This is a genomic window from Geminicoccus flavidas (assembly GCF_009806515.1).
GTDB lineage: Bacteria > Pseudomonadota > Alphaproteobacteria > Geminicoccales > Geminicoccaceae > Geminicoccus > Geminicoccus flavidus.
In genome coordinates, this window is the sequence record NZ_WUJP01000099.1 from 1 (window position 1) to 16,355 (window position 16,355).

Consider the following 16,355-nt stretch of genomic DNA (forward strand, 5'->3'; position numbering starts at 1 on the left):
TGGCCCGGCCGCAGCGGCGGTATTGCTGCGCGATCCCGAGGTGCTGCGCCTGTGGGGTGCTGGTGCCGTGATCCAGTGCGCGCGCTGGCTGGACATCCTGTCGTTCGGAGTGCTGGTGCTGGACTGGACGGCCTCGCCGCTGGCCGTGGCCCTGGTCCTGTTCGTCCGGATGCTGCCGCTCCTGCTGCTCGGCAGCATCGCCGGCACGCTGGCGGACCGGTTGGACCGGCGCAGGCTGCTGGTGATCGGCCTGTCGACCATCTGTGTCCTGCTGGCCCTGGGAGCCTGGTGGAGCAGCGACGGCGAGCCCCATGTGCCGCTGGCCTTCGGCCTGGCGATTGCGGGCGGCGTGCTGTGGTCCGGCGAACTGCCGATGCGGCGTGGCCTGCTGGCCGAGGCCGCCGGCATGGACCGGGTCGGCACGAGCATGGGCCTGGAGCAGCTCACCAGCAACTTCACCCGCATGATCGGCCCCGCCACGGGCGGCGCGCTCGTGGCGCTGCTGGGCTTCACCGGGGTGCTGGCCGCGGGCCTGATCCTGCACGGGCTGGCGCTGCTCATGATCCTGGGAGTCAAACCGTCGGGCCAGGCGCAGAAGGTCACCGAGCCGATCCGGATCCTGGGCCCCTTGAAGGAAGGCTGGCGCTATGTGCGCACCACGCCGATCCTGATCGGGACCGTCATGGTGACCGCCGCGATGAACCTCTGGGGCTTTCCCTACATGTCCCTGGTGCCGGTGATCGCCCTGGAGGTCATGAACCTGGGCCCGGTCGGCACTGGTCTCCTGGTCTCCGCGGAAGGTGCCGGCGCCTTCATCGGCTCGATCGCCATAACCCTGGCGGCACCGCCGCACTGGTTCCGGCGCATCTACAGCCTGGGCACGCTCCTGTTCCTGGCCGCCGTCGTGCTGTTCGGCTTCACCACCACGCCCTGGACCGCGGCGGCCTGCACGGCGCTCGCCGGGGTAGGCATGGCCTGCTTTGGCACCATGCAGATGGTGCTGATCCTCCAGGGCGCGGAATCGCATCTGCGCGGCCGCGCCCTTGGCATCCTGGTGGGTGCGATGGGCCTTGCCCCGTTCGGCTTCCTGCAGTTCGGGCTGGCGGCGAGCTGGCTGGATGGCAGCACTGCCGTCGTCCTGGTCGCCGGCATCGGCCTGGTGGCGGTACTCGCCTGCACCGTCGTCTGGCCGACCCTCCTGCAGAACGGCCAAGTGACGCCCGTCAGGTCAGCGCATCCGGCAGCACCGCCTCGCGCTTCGCAATGAACTCGTCCAGTGCCTCGACCACGCCGGGATCGATCGGCGGCGGCTCGAAGGCGGCGAGCTTCCGGACCGCCGCCTCGATGCCGCGCGCCTGGGCCGTCTTCTCGCCCTCCAGGGCCCATTGCTCGAAGCTGTTGTTGTCCATCAGCTCCGGCATGAAGAAGGCGGTCTGGAAATTGGCCTGGGTGTGCGCGGTGCCCAGGAAGTGGCCACCCGGCCCCACGTCCCGGATGCTGGTCATCGCCTCGTCGAAATCGCCGAACTGCGGCCCCTGCGCGAACTTGTAGAGCATCTCCATCTGCTCGGCATCGAGCGCGAACTTGGCGAGCGATGCGCACAGGCCCGCCTCTGTCCAGCCGGCCGTGTGCATGACCAAATGGGCGCCGGCCAGCATGATCGGGAACATGTTGAAGGCGCTCTCATAGCCCGCCTGGGCATCGGTCACCTTCGAGCCGGTCAGCATGCCCGACGAGCGGAACGGCACCCCATACTTGCGCGCAAGCTGGCCGATCATCAGGTTCATGAGCGCCAGCTCGGAGGTGCCTGCCATCGGCGCCCCGGACTTCATCGAGACCGCCGCCAGGAAATGGCCATAGACCATCGGGCAGCCCGGCCGGATGAGCTGGGTGAAGGCCAGCGCCGAGATCGCCTCGGCGTTCAGCTCGGCCACGGTCGCCGCCGCCGAGGCCGGCGTGTTGGCCCCGGCCAGGGTGAACGGTGAGCAGATCACCGGCTGGCCGGCCCGGGCATAGACCTTGAGCGCTCCCAGCATGGTCTCGTCCCAGACCAGCGGCGAATTGCAGTTGACCAGCGACACCATCACCGCCTGATCGGGCAGGACGCTCTCGCCGAACAGGATCTTCGCCATCTCGACCGCATCCTGGGCGCGTTCCGGTGCGGTCACCGGGCCCATGAACGACTTATCACTGTTCGTGATGAGCGAGCGGACGATGTGCAGATGCCGCTTGGGCACCGGGATGTCGGTGGGCTCGCAGATCACCAGCCCGGTGTTGTGGATGGCCGGGCTCATATAGGCCAGGCGGTGGAAGCGCTCGAGGTCCGCCATCGTGCCGTAGCGGCGGACGTCGTCCTCCATGCGCACGAACGGCGAGCCGTAGGTAGGCAGGAAGATCGTGTTGTCGCCGCCGACCGTCACCGAGCGTTCGGCATTGCGTGCGGTGAGCGTGAACTGGTCCGGCAGCTTCGCCAGGAGCGACGTCAGCAGTTCGCGCGGGATGTGGACCCGCGCGCCCCGGACGTCGGCGCCGGCATCCTTCCACAGGGCCAGCGCCTCGGCATCGCGGAAGTCGATGCCGATCTCCTGCAGGATCCGGCAGGACCCGTCGTGGATCATCTCCAGGCCCTCGTCGTTGAGGACCTCGTAGAGGGGAATCCGCCGCTTGAGCGTCGGCAGGCTGGTGACCCGCATCGACATGCGCTCGGCGCGCCTGGCACTCCGGCCGCCCCGCCTGCCTTCCACCAACGTGCTCACGATCCGCCTCCTCCGGACGACCGACGCCCGGACAGTAGAACAGCCGCGGCGGCTTGGCTTGTCCTGCCTGCGCCAGCCAGTTGACCCACTCCGACAAGAGGGCGACCACGACCGCACTTGCCGGCACTGGGGTGAGGGTCCAAGGGGACGGCTCGGGCACAAAGCGGGGCTTGGCATGGACGCAGGCAGGGTGGTGATCGTCGGCGGCGGGGCGATCGGTTCGGCGGTCGCGGCCTTTCTGCGCCAGGCCGACCTCGGGCGCGAGGTCGTGGTGATCGAACGCGACCCCACCTATCGCCAGGCCTCCTCGGCCCTGTCCGCCTCCTCGATCCGCCGCCAGTTCTTCCAGCCGGTCAACATGGCGATCGGCGCCTATGGCTATGCCTTTCTGAAGGAAGCAGCCCACCGCCACCTGGCCGTGGACGGCGAGCTGCCGGAGATCGGCCTGCGGGATGGCGGCTATCTGTTCCTGGCCCCGCCTGCCGCCGAGCCCACCATGCGCGCGGTGCACGCGCTGCAGCGAGCCGAAGGCGTCCAGGTGGCGCTGCTCGAGCCCGACGCCCTGCGCGCGCGCTTCCCCTGGCTGTCCACCGAGGGCATCGCACTCGGTTCGCTGGGCCTCGCCGAGGAAGGCTGGTTCGACGGCTACGGCCTGCTTCAGGCCTTCCGCAAGCGGGCCATCGCCGATGGCGCCCGCTTCGTGCATGGCGAGGCCACCGGCTTCGTCCGGGACGGCGAGCGGGTCACGGGGGTCGAGCTCGGTGACGGCAGCAGGGTCCCCTGCGACGCGCTGGTGGTCGCCGCCGGCCCCTGGTCCGGGCAGGTCGGCCTGAAGCTCGGCATCGACATCCCCGTGCGCGGCCGGCGGCGCTCGGTGTTCGTGCTGGACACGCCGGAGCCCCTCGAACCCTGCCCGCTCCTGATCGACCCGTCTGGCTTCTGGCTCCGCCCGGAGGGCCGCTACTATCTGTCCGGCATGTCGCCGCTCGCCGATGAACCGGATCCGGACGATCTGCCGCTCGAGGTCGACCATGACAGCTTCGAGGAAAGGCTGTGGCCGGCCCTGGCCGAGCGGATCCCGAGCCTGGAGCGGCTGAAGGTCATGAGTTCCTGGGCCGGCTACTACGAGATGAACACGGTCGACCATAACGGCCTGGTCGGCCGGTGGCCGGGCTTCATCAATCTTTATGCCGCCACCGGCTTTTCCGGCCACGGCATCCAGCAGGCTCCTGCGGTCGGCCGGGGGCTGGCCGAGCTCATCGTCCATGGCGCCTACCAAAGCCTGGACCTGTCGGATCTCTCGCCGGTGCGCCTCGTCGAGAACCGTCCGCTGGTGGAACAGGCGGTGATCTGAGCCCTGCCCGCCCTAGATAACCAGGACAACGAAGCCGGGAGGAGGATGGCGGTGACCAGCTTCAGGCTCGACTGCATTCTGGAGACGGTGCTCTACGCCGACGACCTGGAAGCGGCGGAGCGCTTTTATCGCGACGTGCTGGGCCTGGAGGTCGACAGCCGCAAGGACGGCGTCTTCGTGTTCTTCCGCCTGCGCGACGCCATGCTCCTCCTGTTCCGCGCGGAGGCGGCCCGCGCCAACGAAATGGTCCCGGCCCACGGTGCGGCCGGCCCCGGCCATGCCTGCTTCGCCGTGGCGGAATCGGAACTGAACGGCTGGAAGGAACGGCTGGAGCGCCAGGGCGTGCGGATCGAGCACGAGCAGGCCTGGCCGCGCGGCAGCCGCTCCTTCTATTTCCGCGACCCGGCCGGCAACAGCCTGGAGATCGCCAGCCCGCTCATCTGGGGCATGGCTGACCTCCGTGGCAGGAATGCAACAGCCGGCATCGAACCAGACGCTCCACAGCCTGTGGATAAACCCGCATGAGCATTGAGCGCTCCATCAGCGACACTCAGTCCGATCAGGCAGGCGCGCCATGCAGCTAGGCCTGGCGCTGGATCGAGATCACGGGCCGGCCCGGCTGGGCTTTGCCGGCGACTTCGCCTGCGCCTGGTGCCGCCTGGCCTGGCACCGGCTGCGCCAGGTGACGGCACCCCGCGGCATCGGCCTGTGCTGGCTGCCCTTCCAGATCGACCCGACCCTGCCGCCGCGCGGCACCGCCTATCGGGCCTGGCTGACCCGCCGCCATGGCGGCGCTGCCGCGGCCGAGGCCGGGCTGCAGCGGATCCGTGCCGCCGCCGCGGCCGAGCGGATCCCGTTCGACCTGGCGGCGATCCGGCTCCAGCCGAATACCAGCGCCGCCCACCGGCTGGTGGCGGCCGCAGCCCGCAGCGGCCGGGGCACCGTCGTGGTCGACCGGATCTTCCATGCCTTCTTCAGCGAGGGCCAGGACATCGGCGACCCGGACGTACTGGACCGGATCGCCGCCGAGGCCGGGGTGCCGACCGGCAGCGGCGAATTGCCGGTCATTCCCCTGCCGGTCTCGGCGGTGGGTGCCGTGCCGGTGATCCTGGACCGCCATGGCGATGCGCTGGTGGGCTGCCAGCCCATCGAGAGCATCGCCGTGTTCGCCGACCTGGCACTCGGCCGGGCAGCCCTGGCGCCGGCATCACCCGCCCGGCCCCTTTCCAGCCGCACCTGACGGTTCCTGGACAGGCGGCCGGAGACGGCAGCGTCACCGCTCCGACAGGATCGCCTGCGTGGCATCCTCGTCGTACTCCCTCCCGGCACAGTCCGCATTGAACCGGCCGCATTGAACCGGTCGACCGACCTGTTGTGCACCGCGAACCGCTCGTTCACCCGGGCCAGCCGGTCATCGTAGCTGCGAACGGCCCAGCGCTGCTGGTCGACCAGCGCATTGAACTCGTCGACGGACTTCCGGCTGTACCGGTTCACCAGCCCTTCCCGGCGCTCGATCAGGGCACTCAGCTCGTCGATCGCGGCCGTCTCCGCCGCCAGTGACGCTTCCATCCACCCCAGCTCCGGCGACGCGGCGCTCAGCTCGTTCTGCTTGTCCACGCATTGCCGCAAAGCTTCGCGCGAAAGAACCGGCCCGCCATGATGGGCTCCAGTCCCGGAGCCGCATCGGCCCTGGCGGCCGGTCGATCGCTGCGATCCCTGGTCAGGCACAGCAGGCCGAAGGCCCTGCCCCACGGCCGGCAGCACGTTGCGCCCGCAGGCCAGGCCGCGTACGGGCCCCTACGGCGTCCAGGCCTCGTAATCGCCGGTGGCCCTGTCACGCTGGCCGCGGCCGCGCTCGCTGCCGGGCGGGACATAGGCATAGGGCGTGCCGGTCAGGTTCGGCAGGGCCGGCTTCTCCCAGGGCTTGACCTGGAGCGGCGCCACCGTGGGCGGGTGCTCGAAGCGCTTGTGCAGCCAGCCGCTCCAGCCCGGCGGCACCAGGGTCGGCTCCGGCTCGACCCCGTCCGGATAGACCACCCAACGGCGCTCGGCTCGCCAGTCCTGCGCGTTCAGGCCCTTCTCCCTGCTGCGGTAGTAGCGGTTGCCCAGCTCGTCCTGGCCGACCAGCTCGCCACGGAATCGGGTCGTGAGCCAGGTCCCCAGGGCGTTGAAGCTCAGCCACTTCAGCAAGGTCGCACTCCGCGGAAAATCGGAGCCCCCAGGATGGACGGGCTCCGGCCGTGCCGGTATCCGGCGGGACATGTGCTGCCACGGGCGGCAAATGTCCAGATCTCCGGCCCGGGCAACCCTGTCCGGATCATATTCCTGTCGATTGAGTGCGCAGACTGATGCCACCTGAGTGCGGTGGAGATTGATCGTGGCATCCAGGGAACCATGATCAGCCTCGACAACTCTTCGCATCAATCCCCTGCCCCCATCGCCTGATCACGGCTCGGATCGGGTGCTGATGCGGCACTGGATGGCGTTGCCGGCGGGTGCCGAATGGACTATATCTAGGGGCAAGACGCGTAAACGCCCCTACGTCTGGGGTTCCGGAGCGCAGCGATGCGCTGCCGGCGTGGCGAAAGCGCTACGGGTCTCAGGCGTTATCGCGCAGAACGCAAATTTCTTGTGGATGACTTACACCTGCCGATTGAGAGAATGCCCTACGGGCCGTAGGATTGGCAGAAGATCAAGGACCATTGAGCACTGTCAGCGATGGCTGATGCGACCCTGTCCGACCGGTCAGGGAGGCGACGGTGCACGTCCTGTGGATAAGTCTGGATAAGATCGGGCTTGCCGCAGGAACAGAGCAGGAACACTCTCGCTGCTGGCGGGAACAGGGACCGGGAGAACGGAACATGCGGATCGAACGCTCTTTCACCGAGGCTGGCCAGGACCCCTATGCCCGGATCGAATGGCGTTCCGCGGTGTCGGAGATCCGCAATCCCGACGGCTCGGTGGTGTTCCGCCTGGACGACGCCGAGGTACCGGCATCCTGGTCGCAGGTCGCCGTCGACGTGCTCGCCCAGAAATATTTCCGCAAGGCCGGCGTGCCGGCGAAGCTGGTGAGCGCCAAGGAGAAGGGCGTCCCGGCCTGGCTGCAGCGCCACCTCCCCGACCCATCGCTGGCCGAGCTGCCGGCGCATGAGCGGACCACCGGCGAGCATTCCGCCAAGCAGGTGTTCGACCGGCTGGCCGGCACCTGGACCTATTGGGGCTGGAAGGGCGGCTATTTCGATGGGGAGGAGGACGCCCGCGCCTTCTTCGACGAGCTGCGCTTCATGCTGGCCAGCCAGATGGCCGCCCCCAACTCGCCGCAATGGTTCAACACCGGCCTCCACTGGGCCTATGGCATCGACGGCCCGGCCCAGGGCCATTTCTGGGCCGACCACAAGACTGGCCAGGTCTCTGCCTCGTCGTCGGCCTATGAGCGGCCGCAGCCGCACGCCTGCTTCATCCAGTCGATCAACGACGACCTGGTGAACGAGGGCGGCATCATGGATCTGTGGATCCGCGAGGCGCGCCTGTTCAAGTACGGCTCCGGCACCGGCACCAACTTCTCGGCACTCCGCGGCGTGAACGAGCCGCTCTCGGGCGGCGGCAAGTCGTCCGGCCTGATGAGCTTCCTCAAGATCGGCGACCGGGCGGCAGGGGCGATCAAGTCGGGCGGCACCACGCGCCGCGCCGCCAAGATGGTGACGGTCGACGTCGACCATCCCGACATCGAAGAATATGTGATGTGGAAGGTGGTCGAGGAGCAGAAGGTCGCTGCCCTCGTCGCCGGCTCCCAGCTCCTGCGCACCCATGTCCAGGCGATCCTGTCCGCCTGCCATGACGAGAGCTTCGCCGGCAAGGACCGGTTCGACCCGCACGACAACCCGGCCCTGCGCAAGGCCGTGCGCGACGCCAAGAAGGTGGCCCTGCCCGCTGGTGCCATCCAGCAGGCGATTCTGTTCGCCCGCCAGGGCTTCCGCCACATCGACGTGCCGACCTATCGCGCCGACTGGGACAGCGAGGCCTATGTCACGGTCTCGGGCCAGAACTCCAACAACTCGGTGCGCGTCTCCGACGACTTCCTGGCCAAGGTTCAGGCAGGTGCCGAGTGGCAGCTGACCCGCCGCACCGACGGCAAGGTGAAGAAGACCATCCAGGCCAAGGACCTCTGGGACAAGATCAGCCTCGCCGCCTGGGCCTCGGCTGACCCTGGCATCCAGTACGACACCACCATCAACGACTGGCACACCTGCCCGGCCTCGGGGCGGATCAACGCGTCCAACCCGTGCTCCGAGTACATGTTCCTGGACGACACCGCCTGCAACCTGGCGTCCTTGAACCTGATGACCTTCAAGAAGGAGGACGGCTCCTTCGACGTGGCGGCGTTCCGCCATGCCGTGCGCCTGTGGACGATCGTCCTCGAGGTCTCGGTGGTGATGGCGCAGTTCCCGTCCCGCACCATCGCCGAACTGTCCTGGAAGTTCCGCACGCTGGGCTTAGGGTTCGCCAATCTCGGCGGCCTGCTCATGGCGTCCGGCTTCTCCTATGACAGCCCCGAGGGCCGCGCCCTGTGCGGTGCCATCACCGCGCTCATGACCGGCGAGGCCTATCTGGTCTCGGCCGAAATGGCCAAGGAGCAGGGTCCCTTCCCGGGCTATCCGGAGAACCGCGACGCCACGCTGCGCGTCCTGCGCAACCACCAGGCCGCCGCGTGGTCCAAGGCCAGCGGCTACGAGAACCTGCACATCAACCCGGTGCCGCTCGACGCCGCGTCCTGCCCGCAGCCCGCGATCGTGGAAGCCGCCCGCTCTGCCTGGGACCGGGCGGTCGCGACCGCCACCGAGGCCGGCGTGCGCAACGCCCAGGTCTCGGTGATCGCCCCCACCGGCACGATCGGCTTGGTGATGGACTGCGACACGACCGGCATCGAGCCCGACTTCGCTCTCGTGAAGTTCAAGAAGCTGGCCGGCGGCGGCTACTTCAAGATCATCAACCGCATGGCGCCGGAAGCCCTCAAGACGCTGGGCTACACGCCTGAGCAGATCGAGGACATCATCCGCTACGCCGTGGGCCACGGCACCCTCAAGGGCTCGCCCGCGATCAACCACGAGACGCTGGCGGCGCGCGGCTTCACCCCCGAGGTCCTGGCCAAGCTCGAGCAGGCGCTCCCGTCCGCCTTCGACATCCGCTACGTCTTCAACAAGTTCACGCTGGGCGAGGCCTTCTGCAAGGAGGTGCTGAAGCTCACCGACGAGCAGTTGAACGACTTCAAGTTCGACATGTTCAAGGCGCTGGGCTTCAACCGCGACGAGGTCGAGGCCGCCAACACCTTCGTCTGCGGTGCCATGACCGTCGAAGGCGCACCGCACCTCCAGGACAAGCACCTGCCGGTGTTCGACTGCGCCAACCCGTGCGGCCGCAAGGGCAAGCGCTACCTTTCCACCGAGAGCCACATCCGGATGATGGCGGCCGCCCAGCCCTTCATCTCCGGTGCGATCTCCAAGACCATCAACATGCCCGCCACCGCCTCGGTGGAGGACTGCTCGGACGCCTATCTGCTGGGCTGGCGCCTGGGCCTCAAGGCCCTGGCCCTCTATCGCGACGGCTCCAAGCTCTCCCAGCCGCTCTCCTCGATCGCGCTGGACGACATCGAGGACGACGAGGAGGAGCAGCATCCCACCCCGCAGCGTGTGGTCAACGTCGTCGAGAAGATCGTCGAGCGCCACGTGGCCGGCCGCAAGAAGCTGCCGACCCGCCGCAAGGGCTACACCCAGAAGGCGGTGGTCGGCGGCCACAAGGTCTATCTGCGCACCGGCGAGTACGAGGACGGCAAGCTCGGCGAGATCTTCATCGACATGCACAAGGAAGGCGCTGCCTTCCGCAGCCTGATGAACAGCTTCGCCATCGCCGTCTCGATCGGCCTGCAGTACGGCGTGCCGCTGGAGGAGCTGGTGGAAGCCTTCAGCTTCACCCGCTTCGACCCGTCGGGCCCCGTCCAGGGCAACGACACGATCAAGATGGCGACCTCGGTCCTCGACTATATCTTCCGCGAGCTCGCCATCTCCTATCTCGACCGCACCGACCTGGCCTCGGTCGACCCCGCCGACCTGCGCCACGATGCGATCGGCAAGGGCACCAAGGAAGGCGAACTGCTCGACGAGGAGGAAGAGGTCAAGAAGTACGCCTCGGTCGGCTTCGTCCGCGGCAACCTGCGCCTGCTCGCCGGCGGCAATGGTCATGGGGGCAACGGCCACCACCACGGCAATGGCAACGGCAACGGCGGCACCACCCCCACCCCCACCGCCTACGCCGACACCCGTGCCGGCGACACCGCCGTCCTGGAGCGCCCGAAGACCACCGCCACCGACCCTGCCCGCCAGGCCGAGGCCGAGCGGATCCAGAAGGCGCAGATGGCGCGGCTGAAGGGCTACGAGGGGGACCCCTGCCCGTCCTGCGGCCACTTCACGCTGGTGCGGAACGGGACCTGCCTGAAGTGCGACACGTGCGGGTCGACGACGGGATGCAGTTGACTACAATATAAACCACACACCGCGTTAGCAAAGGCTTGAGGATGCTCCCCATTATATTGGACGATATTCGCCTGGAGCATCTTCAAAGCCTCATAGACAATGCCGCCGAAGAATCTCGAGTGCTTGACTACAAGCGAGATCCATATGGCGACAATGAAGAATCGAGAAAAAATTTCTTAAAGGATATATCGGCCTTTGCAAATAGCTCTGGAGGCCATCTAATAATTGGTATGCGCGAGGAACAGGGGATAGCATGTGAGCTGACGCCATTCACGGTGCTCGATACCGACAAAGAGAAATTGCGTTTACTAAGCATCATAGTTGATGGGATCGAGCCCGGACTTTACGGGGTTAACCTGAGATTTGTAGAAATACATTCAAACCAATACTGCCTTATAATCTACGTTCCACAAAGTTTCAATTCGCCGCACCGAGTTAGCTTCAAAACAAAACCCCAATTCTGGCTTAGAACTCCTGGGGGGAACGCTCCAATGGATTTCTACGAGCTCCGTACATCATTCCTATGTACCGGCAGTCTAGTGGAAGGTGCGGAGAAATTTCGCCAGGAACGTCTTGCGACGTTAGGACAAAGGACTCCGTGCCCTCTCCGCAATGGCGTTCGGCTCATTCTCCACATCATACCTTTTAGCTCTCTGAACAGTCTGCAAACAGTCGAAATTGACGACCTTGATAATCTCGCAAAGGTACCTTTTCTCTCAGATGCGACAGGCGACTCCGACTGGAGCTTTTGCATTGAAGGTGTGTGTAAACATCGCTCCGATACTGAAAAACGAACTCCTACTCGAAATTATTCTATGTTGTTTCGTAGCGGACAGATCGAAAGCTTGAACATTTTTAGCTCCTTGGGGGATGGGCCATCTCAGATTGACTTCAGATACGAGGCTATGGTAGTAAGAAAGATTCCAGAATTTCTGGATGCAATAAGACAGTATGGCATTAGCGCTCCCTTAGTCATCTATTTGACGCTAGACAAAGCCCAAGGCGCTGTTATGAAGATGGAGAATTGGAATTCCTTAGAACTAGGAATACCCAATTGTAGAAAGAACTGTTGCTGGATCACCTATATTTCTGAATGATTATAGCAACTGGAAACCTAAGCTATTAAAGCATAGCTTTGATCTGTTTCGCAATGCTGTTGGTCTTTCAGGAACACCGAACCTTGATTCGAATGGCGACTTTCGGATAGTCAACTAGATGCTCGATAGTGGCATCCAATGACGCCAAGGCTAGCATCTTCGGATAGTTGCTTGGTGTTAATTTTGCACTATTGGCACTCATTCCCAAAGTTGATCGTGCGGAAGGTGGGGTTTCATACCCGCTCCCGTCCATACTTGAACATCTACCTCAGTAATGATGACTTAGTCGTCCACTGACGTTAGCTTCTCTCTCCTCCACGACAAAACACCTGACCGATCATAACGGTGGAGACCAGACGCCAGTCGGCCGCCTATTGGCGATGGCGGAGTTCAGCGTCGTCAGCCGAGTGCTCTTCCTCGATGGCCTGCACATGCATGGCGGCGGGATTGGGGTGAACGCGATCGACACGGCGAACCTGCGAGTCGTCGCCGAGGTCGTGCTGGAAGGATGGACCCGAGCGCGAGCGAGTCCATCACCTTCCCCCTCCGGCTGCGGCAGGGGTGCGAACCCGGTTCGCATGTGGATTTGCACGTTCCCGCCCTGATACAGTTCAGCGAGGCGGGGCGGCATGACTGTTCGACCTTATCGACTCGCCACTGCACGACAACGGGGCGCAAGGCCCCGACAGCAGGAACCGCGGGGGGAGCCATGCCAGAGACGGAACAGTACCAGTCGCGACCGGTCGGGATGCTGCCCAACAGCCGGTTCCCGCTGCTCGTCCATCGCGCCGGGATCCCCAGCGGCGGGACGGACGCAGTGAGGGCACGCTTTCGCGAGAACGGCTGGCTCAACAACTGGACCTATCCCGGCATCTACACCTACCCGCATTTCCACTCGACGACCCATGAATGCCTGGGCTGCGCCGTCGGCTGGATGGAGGTGGAGCTGTTCGGCCGCAGCGGGACCAGGGTCCGCATCGAGGCAGGCGACGTGATCGTCATGCCGGCCGGCGTCTCGCACCAGATGACCGGGTCGAGCCCCGACATCGTGATGGTCGGCGGCTATCCGGACGGTCGCGACTGGGACAACATGCAGGAGGAGAAGATCACCGAGGAAGAGCGTCGCGCCGCAGCCAAGCGGATCATGATGCTGCCGATCCCGGCACGCGACCCGGTCACCGGCCTGCCGATGCAGGAATGGATCGAAGCCCCCTCCTCGGTCGACGCCGGCCTGAACGACTACCGCGATGGGCTGGATGCGCGGTGAGCATCGTCGCTGATGCGCGAGGCCACGGGGTCAGGCTCTGTTTCTTGTATGCGGCCGTATCTCACTCGTGCGGCGCTCCTCGATGCCGGTCGGTCGCTGGAGGCTCCGCGATGCGCGGAACGATCGCCGCCAGTTCCTCCCGCAGCGCATCCTCCGCGACCTCGCGGTCGTAAGCGGCCTGCAACCGCAGCCACCATTCCGCATCGCCGCCGAAATACCGCGCCAGCCGCAACGCCGTCTCCGCCGTCACCGCCCGCTCGCCGTTGAGGATCGCCGTGATCCGGTTGGCCGGCACGTGCAAGGCTGCCGCCAGCCTGCGTGCCGAGAGCCCGAGCGGGATCAGGAAGTCCTCGCGTAGCACGCGGCCCGGATGGGTCGGCAGGAGGCGCTGTGGGTCGGCATCCTCCCCGATCGGCAGCCGGTCGAGATCCTCCCGCGCGATGCTCGTCTGCTCAGTGGTAGTCGACGAACTGGACATCGAAAGCATCCTCCCGCTCGAACCGGAACACGATCCGCCACTGGTCGTTGACCCGGATCGACCAGAAGCCGGCCAAGTCGCCGGACAGCTTCTCCAGCCGGTTGCCAGGCGGCACCCGCAAATCCTCGACCCGGCGCGCCGCATCGATCATCCGCAGCTTGTCGGCTGCCCGCTGCGCCAGGCGACGATCCAGGCGTCGCGGTGCATAGCCACGGAACAGGTCCGCGGTCCGCTGGTCGGCGAAGCTCCGGATCATGCCGCAAGATGGCGTGGGCCTTCCGTTACGTCAAGCGTAACACTTCCGGATGGCATTTCCGGGGTCGCAGCAGGTGAGGCCATCATCCTGCCCTCGAACCTGCGGCCCTCCGCCCTGACGCGGCTTCTCCCCTGGCGGCCGCGATCGATCCCGGCGAAGCTGCCACATCATGACCCCGCCCTTCTTCACCATCGGCCACTCGACCCGGACCCTGCCGGAGTTCGTGGCCCTCCTGCAGAAAGCGGCCGTGACGATGCTGGTCGACGTCCGCACGGTGCCCCGGTCGCGGACCAACCCCCAGTTCAACCGGGACAGCCTGCCGGGCGAGCTGGCAGCCTTTGGCATCGGCTACCGGCACATCGCCGCCCTGGGCGGGCTGCGCGGGCGCCGGAAGGACAAGGCCCCATCCCCGAACGGCTTCTGGGAGAACACCAGCTTCCGCAACTATGCCGACCATGCCGCGACCCCGGCTTTTCAGGCGGGCCTGGCGGAGCTGCGCGGCCTGGGCCAGGCACAGCGCTGCGCCATCATGTGCGCCGAGGCGGTCTGGTGGCGCTGCCATCGCCGCATCATCGCCGACTATCTGATCGCGGCCGGCGAGACCGTCTGCCATATCATGGGACCGGGCAAGACCGAGCCGGCCCGCCTCACCCCGGCCGCCCGGCCGGCACCGGACGGGAGTCTGGTCTATCCGCCGGCCGATCCGGCCTGAGGGCGGGCGGCCCACCGGCCGCCAGGATGCAGGAAATGCCGAAGCGGCCCCATCCGGAATGGGACCGCTCCTGCAGGCGACTGCCAAGCTTTTGGGGCACCGGAGGGAGGACCGGTTCGCCGCCGGTGCCTGGTGATGGACCAGGGCTCCCGCGCTCCGGTACTACCTCTCGATCGGCGCGGGAGCCGGCCTAGCCGCCATAGACGGAGAAGTGCCAGCCATCGCCAGCGGCTTCGTAGAGCGAGGCCTTGTAGTTGAAGTTGCCGTTGGCCGACTGCCAGTTCCAGTGCCCCTGCAGCACCGTGGCGCTCAGGAAGGTGTTCCATCTGCACCAGAACAGGGTGCAGGTCTCGTATTCGAGCTTGTGCTGGACGTTGCCGCGATAGGGATAGGCGATCGACCGGATCCAGTTCGAGCGGCGCTGCACATAGCCATCCCCCGTCCGGTACAGCCAGCAGTAGGAATAGGTGAAGCCGCTCTTGGCGCAGTAGTTCGAGTTGAACCAGCTGCCGGTATCGGCGACCAGCGCGCGGGTGCTCATCGCCTCGGTGGCACCGGTCAGCGCGCGGCTGCTCTTCGCCTTGCCGTCGCCGGCCGGGATCGAGACGGCCGGCGGGCTGCCGGCACGGGGCTGCATGGCCCTGACCTGCGCGATGCGCTGCTGCGCCTGGGCCAGTGTGGCCGGGACCGCCTGGCCCTTGGACAGGAGCCGGTACTGCTCGACCGACGACAGGGATTCCAGTTGCTCGACGCTTACGCCATTGATGAAGCCGGGCTGCGCGCCCTTCTTGCCGGCCAGCGGCACGTCGGCGTGGATCGCGATCAGGCCGGGCGTCGGCTCGAGGAACTGCACCGTGCTGCCATCGTCGAGCTCCAGCGTGGCGACGATGCTGTCCGGTGCCTGAGCGGCGCGCTGGCCCTGGGCAAGGCTGTCCGTGGCGATGGCGGAGGACAGGAGGGCGGAAGCAAGCGCGATCTTCTTGAACTGGTGAAGCGACATGTTGGCGTCCTTTGCGGTTGGCGCCGGAACGGGCCGCCCCTGAGGTCAAGGTCGCTCCTTCGGCGCCAGTGTCGGCGCCGGGCCGGGAACCTCGGCTGAGGGCGAAATCGTCCGCGGCGTGGCTGACGATGCAGTGAGCGTTGGGCCTGATGCACTATCGTCGGCGTGCAACACGCAGACAAAGTACATCTTACCTTTGCAACTGAGGTCGTCGCGCGAAGCTTGAACTTATCATCAGCCACGAGATCATGTCGTTCCACATTGACGTTACGCGGGCTCTGTCTGATCTCGATCTGATGATGCTAAGAACTATCGCTCATCTTTTTCGCGGGATCTGTGATTGCGATCACTCGATGCCACGGGCGCGCGGAAGCCACTTCGGACTGCCAAGGACGGCGCCACAGCGCCGGCAACCGCCTGGGCAGGATCGTGCGCAAGCCCGGCCCTAGCGGGCGAATGCCATCCGCTTGAACCCGGCCAGCTCGCTATAGTGGATCAGGAACACGTTGTTGGTCGCCGCCAGCGCCCGTGCCGCGCGGGTATAGCCCTGGTTCGACACCACGCAGGCGGCGTGCGCCTGGTAGTGCTGCCGCGCGGCGGCGACTTCCTGGACCGCCTTGTTGCCGATCGGCGCCGAGTGGTACTTGCACTGGAACACCACCGCCTTGCCCTTGTGTTCGGCGATGATGTCCGCCCCCTGGTCGCCGCTGGCCCCGGTGACGCGCGCCCGCCAGTCCTGCTTGCGCAGCTCCTCCATGCAGAACTGCTCGAAATCGCGCCCCGACAGCTTGCGCCCGGGTTTCAGCGAGCCCAGCGCCTTGGTCCGCTTCTGCCGCGCCGCCTCGTCCAGCAGCGCGATGGCGAAGCTGCGGAACTCCGCGGCGAAGAAGGCCTGCTGCCTGGCCGGC

General features: G+C 66.2%; 14 protein-coding genes. 8 read left to right on the plus strand and 6 right to left on the minus strand.

What is annotated here, in order from left to right:
• Nucleotides 1-1,267: MFS transporter (locus tag EQG76_RS02650; RefSeq protein WP_159710373.1), on the plus strand; the 1,267-nt coding region annotated here is incomplete at its 5' end.
• On the opposite strand, the gene EQG76_RS02655 is transcribed toward EQG76_RS02650, so the two are convergent.
• A complete protein-coding gene (locus tag EQG76_RS02655) occupies nucleotides 1,224-2,699 on the minus strand; it encodes a trimethylamine methyltransferase family protein (protein ID WP_407925496.1) in 1,476 nt (491 codons plus the stop codon). The two genes, EQG76_RS02650 and EQG76_RS02655, sit on opposite strands and share 44 nt — an antisense overlap.
• Nucleotides 2,700-2,931: 232 nt before the next feature.
• On the opposite strand from EQG76_RS02655, the gene EQG76_RS02660 reads away from it, so the two are divergent.
• Genes EQG76_RS02660 through EQG76_RS02670 form a run of 3 tightly spaced genes read left to right on the plus strand, consistent with a single transcriptional unit; the run spans nucleotide 2,932 to nucleotide 5,350 of the window.
• Nucleotides 2,932-4,110: an NAD(P)/FAD-dependent oxidoreductase gene (locus EQG76_RS02660; protein ID WP_159710377.1), complete on the plus strand. Its 1,179-nt coding sequence runs from the start codon at nucleotides 2,932-2,934 to the stop codon at nucleotides 4,108-4,110.
• 51 nt (nucleotides 4,111-4,161) lie between these two features.
• Nucleotides 4,162-4,635, plus strand: a complete 474-nt coding sequence (locus EQG76_RS02665) for a VOC family protein (RefSeq protein ID WP_200840507.1) — start codon at nucleotides 4,162-4,164, stop codon at nucleotides 4,633-4,635.
• A 49-nt stretch (nucleotides 4,636-4,684) separates the two neighbouring features.
• Nucleotides 4,685-5,350 carry a DsbA family protein gene (locus tag EQG76_RS02670; protein WP_159710381.1) on the plus strand — a complete coding sequence of 222 codons (666 nt, stop codon included), beginning with the start codon at nucleotides 4,685-4,687 and terminating at the stop codon, nucleotides 5,348-5,350.
• A 557-nt stretch (nucleotides 5,351-5,907) separates the two neighbouring features.
• Here the strand turns inward: EQG76_RS02670 and EQG76_RS02675 are convergent.
• On the minus strand, nucleotides 5,908-6,300 hold the full coding sequence (locus EQG76_RS02675; protein WP_235031177.1) for an NADH:ubiquinone oxidoreductase subunit NDUFA12: 393 nt from the start codon (nucleotides 6,298-6,300) through the stop codon (nucleotides 5,908-5,910).
• A gap of 671 nt (nucleotides 6,301-6,971) precedes the next feature.
• Between EQG76_RS02675 and EQG76_RS02680 the strand changes: the two genes are divergently transcribed.
• The 3 genes from EQG76_RS02680 to EQG76_RS02690 all read left to right on the plus strand — a co-directional run bounded on the left by EQG76_RS02680 (nucleotide 6,972) and on the right by EQG76_RS02690 (nucleotide 13,001).
• The gene (locus EQG76_RS02680; protein ID WP_159710385.1) at nucleotides 6,972-10,637 is read left to right on the plus strand and encodes a vitamin B12-dependent ribonucleotide reductase; all 3,666 of its coding nucleotides are present in this window, start codon (nucleotides 6,972-6,974) and stop codon (nucleotides 10,635-10,637) included.
• 56 nt (nucleotides 10,638-10,693) lie between these two features.
• Nucleotides 10,694-11,734, plus strand: a complete 1,041-nt coding sequence (locus EQG76_RS02685; RefSeq protein ID WP_159710387.1) for an AlbA family DNA-binding domain-containing protein — start codon at nucleotides 10,694-10,696, stop codon at nucleotides 11,732-11,734.
• A 709-nt stretch (nucleotides 11,735-12,443) separates the two neighbouring features.
• Entirely contained in the window at nucleotides 12,444-13,001 is a 558-nt protein-coding gene (locus tag EQG76_RS02690; protein ID WP_159710389.1) for a hypothetical protein, read from the plus strand.
• A gap of 61 nt (nucleotides 13,002-13,062) precedes the next feature.
• Here EQG76_RS02690 and EQG76_RS02695 read toward each other — a convergent pair whose 3' ends face one another.
• Together EQG76_RS02695 and EQG76_RS02700 are read right to left on the minus strand one after the other, a co-directional pair.
• Nucleotides 13,063-13,479 (minus strand): HigA family addiction module antitoxin, encoded by a 417-nt coding sequence (locus EQG76_RS02695; protein WP_159710391.1) that lies wholly within the window; start codon nucleotides 13,477-13,479, stop codon nucleotides 13,063-13,065.
• On the minus strand, nucleotides 13,454-13,735 hold the full coding sequence (locus tag EQG76_RS02700) for a type II toxin-antitoxin system RelE/ParE family toxin (protein ID WP_159710393.1): 282 nt from the start codon (nucleotides 13,733-13,735) through the stop codon (nucleotides 13,454-13,456). The genes EQG76_RS02695 and EQG76_RS02700 overlap by 26 nt, the downstream gene beginning before the upstream one ends.
• A gap of 169 nt (nucleotides 13,736-13,904) precedes the next feature.
• Between EQG76_RS02700 and EQG76_RS02705 the strand changes: the two genes are divergently transcribed.
• Nucleotides 13,905-14,447, plus strand: coding sequence for a DUF488 domain-containing protein (locus EQG76_RS02705; protein ID WP_159710395.1), 543 nt, complete (start codon nucleotides 13,905-13,907; stop codon nucleotides 14,445-14,447).
• 190 nt (nucleotides 14,448-14,637) lie between these two features.
• Here the strand turns inward: EQG76_RS02705 and EQG76_RS02710 are convergent, their stop codons facing one another.
• Both EQG76_RS02710 and EQG76_RS02715 read right to left on the minus strand, forming a co-directional pair.
• Nucleotides 14,638-15,447, minus strand: a complete 810-nt coding sequence (locus EQG76_RS02710; protein WP_159710398.1) for a hypothetical protein — start codon at nucleotides 15,445-15,447, stop codon at nucleotides 14,638-14,640.
• A gap of 445 nt (nucleotides 15,448-15,892) precedes the next feature.
• On the minus strand, nucleotides 15,893-16,355 hold a 463-nt coding region (locus tag EQG76_RS02715), incomplete at its 5' end, for a restriction endonuclease (protein ID WP_200840508.1).

Bases quoted from the DNA above. Each gene is read 5' to 3' on its own strand.
- EQG76_RS02680 (WP_159710385.1), top strand. From the start codon at position 6,972: ATGCGGATCGAACGCTCTTTCACCGAGGCTGGCCAGGACCCCTATGCC.
- EQG76_RS02695 (WP_159710391.1), bottom strand. From the start codon at position 13,479: ATGTCCAGTTCGTCGACTACCACTGAGCAGACGAGCATCGCGCGGGAG.
- EQG76_RS02660 (WP_159710377.1), top strand. From the start codon at position 2,932: ATGGACGCAGGCAGGGTGGTGATCGTCGGCGGCGGGGCGATCGGTTCG.
- EQG76_RS02655 (WP_407925496.1), bottom strand. From the start codon at position 2,699: ATGTCGATGCGGGTCACCAGCCTGCCGACGCTCAAGCGGCGGATTCCC.
- EQG76_RS02710 (WP_159710398.1), bottom strand. From the start codon at position 15,447: ATGTCGCTTCACCAGTTCAAGAAGATCGCGCTTGCTTCCGCCCTCCTG.
- EQG76_RS02670 (WP_159710381.1), top strand. From the start codon at position 4,685: ATGCAGCTAGGCCTGGCGCTGGATCGAGATCACGGGCCGGCCCGGCTG.
- EQG76_RS02700 (WP_159710393.1), bottom strand. From the start codon at position 13,735: ATGATCCGGAGCTTCGCCGACCAGCGGACCGCGGACCTGTTCCGTGGC.
- EQG76_RS02690 (WP_159710389.1), top strand. From the start codon at position 12,444: ATGCCAGAGACGGAACAGTACCAGTCGCGACCGGTCGGGATGCTGCCC.
- EQG76_RS02705 (WP_159710395.1), top strand. From the start codon at position 13,905: ATGACCCCGCCCTTCTTCACCATCGGCCACTCGACCCGGACCCTGCCG.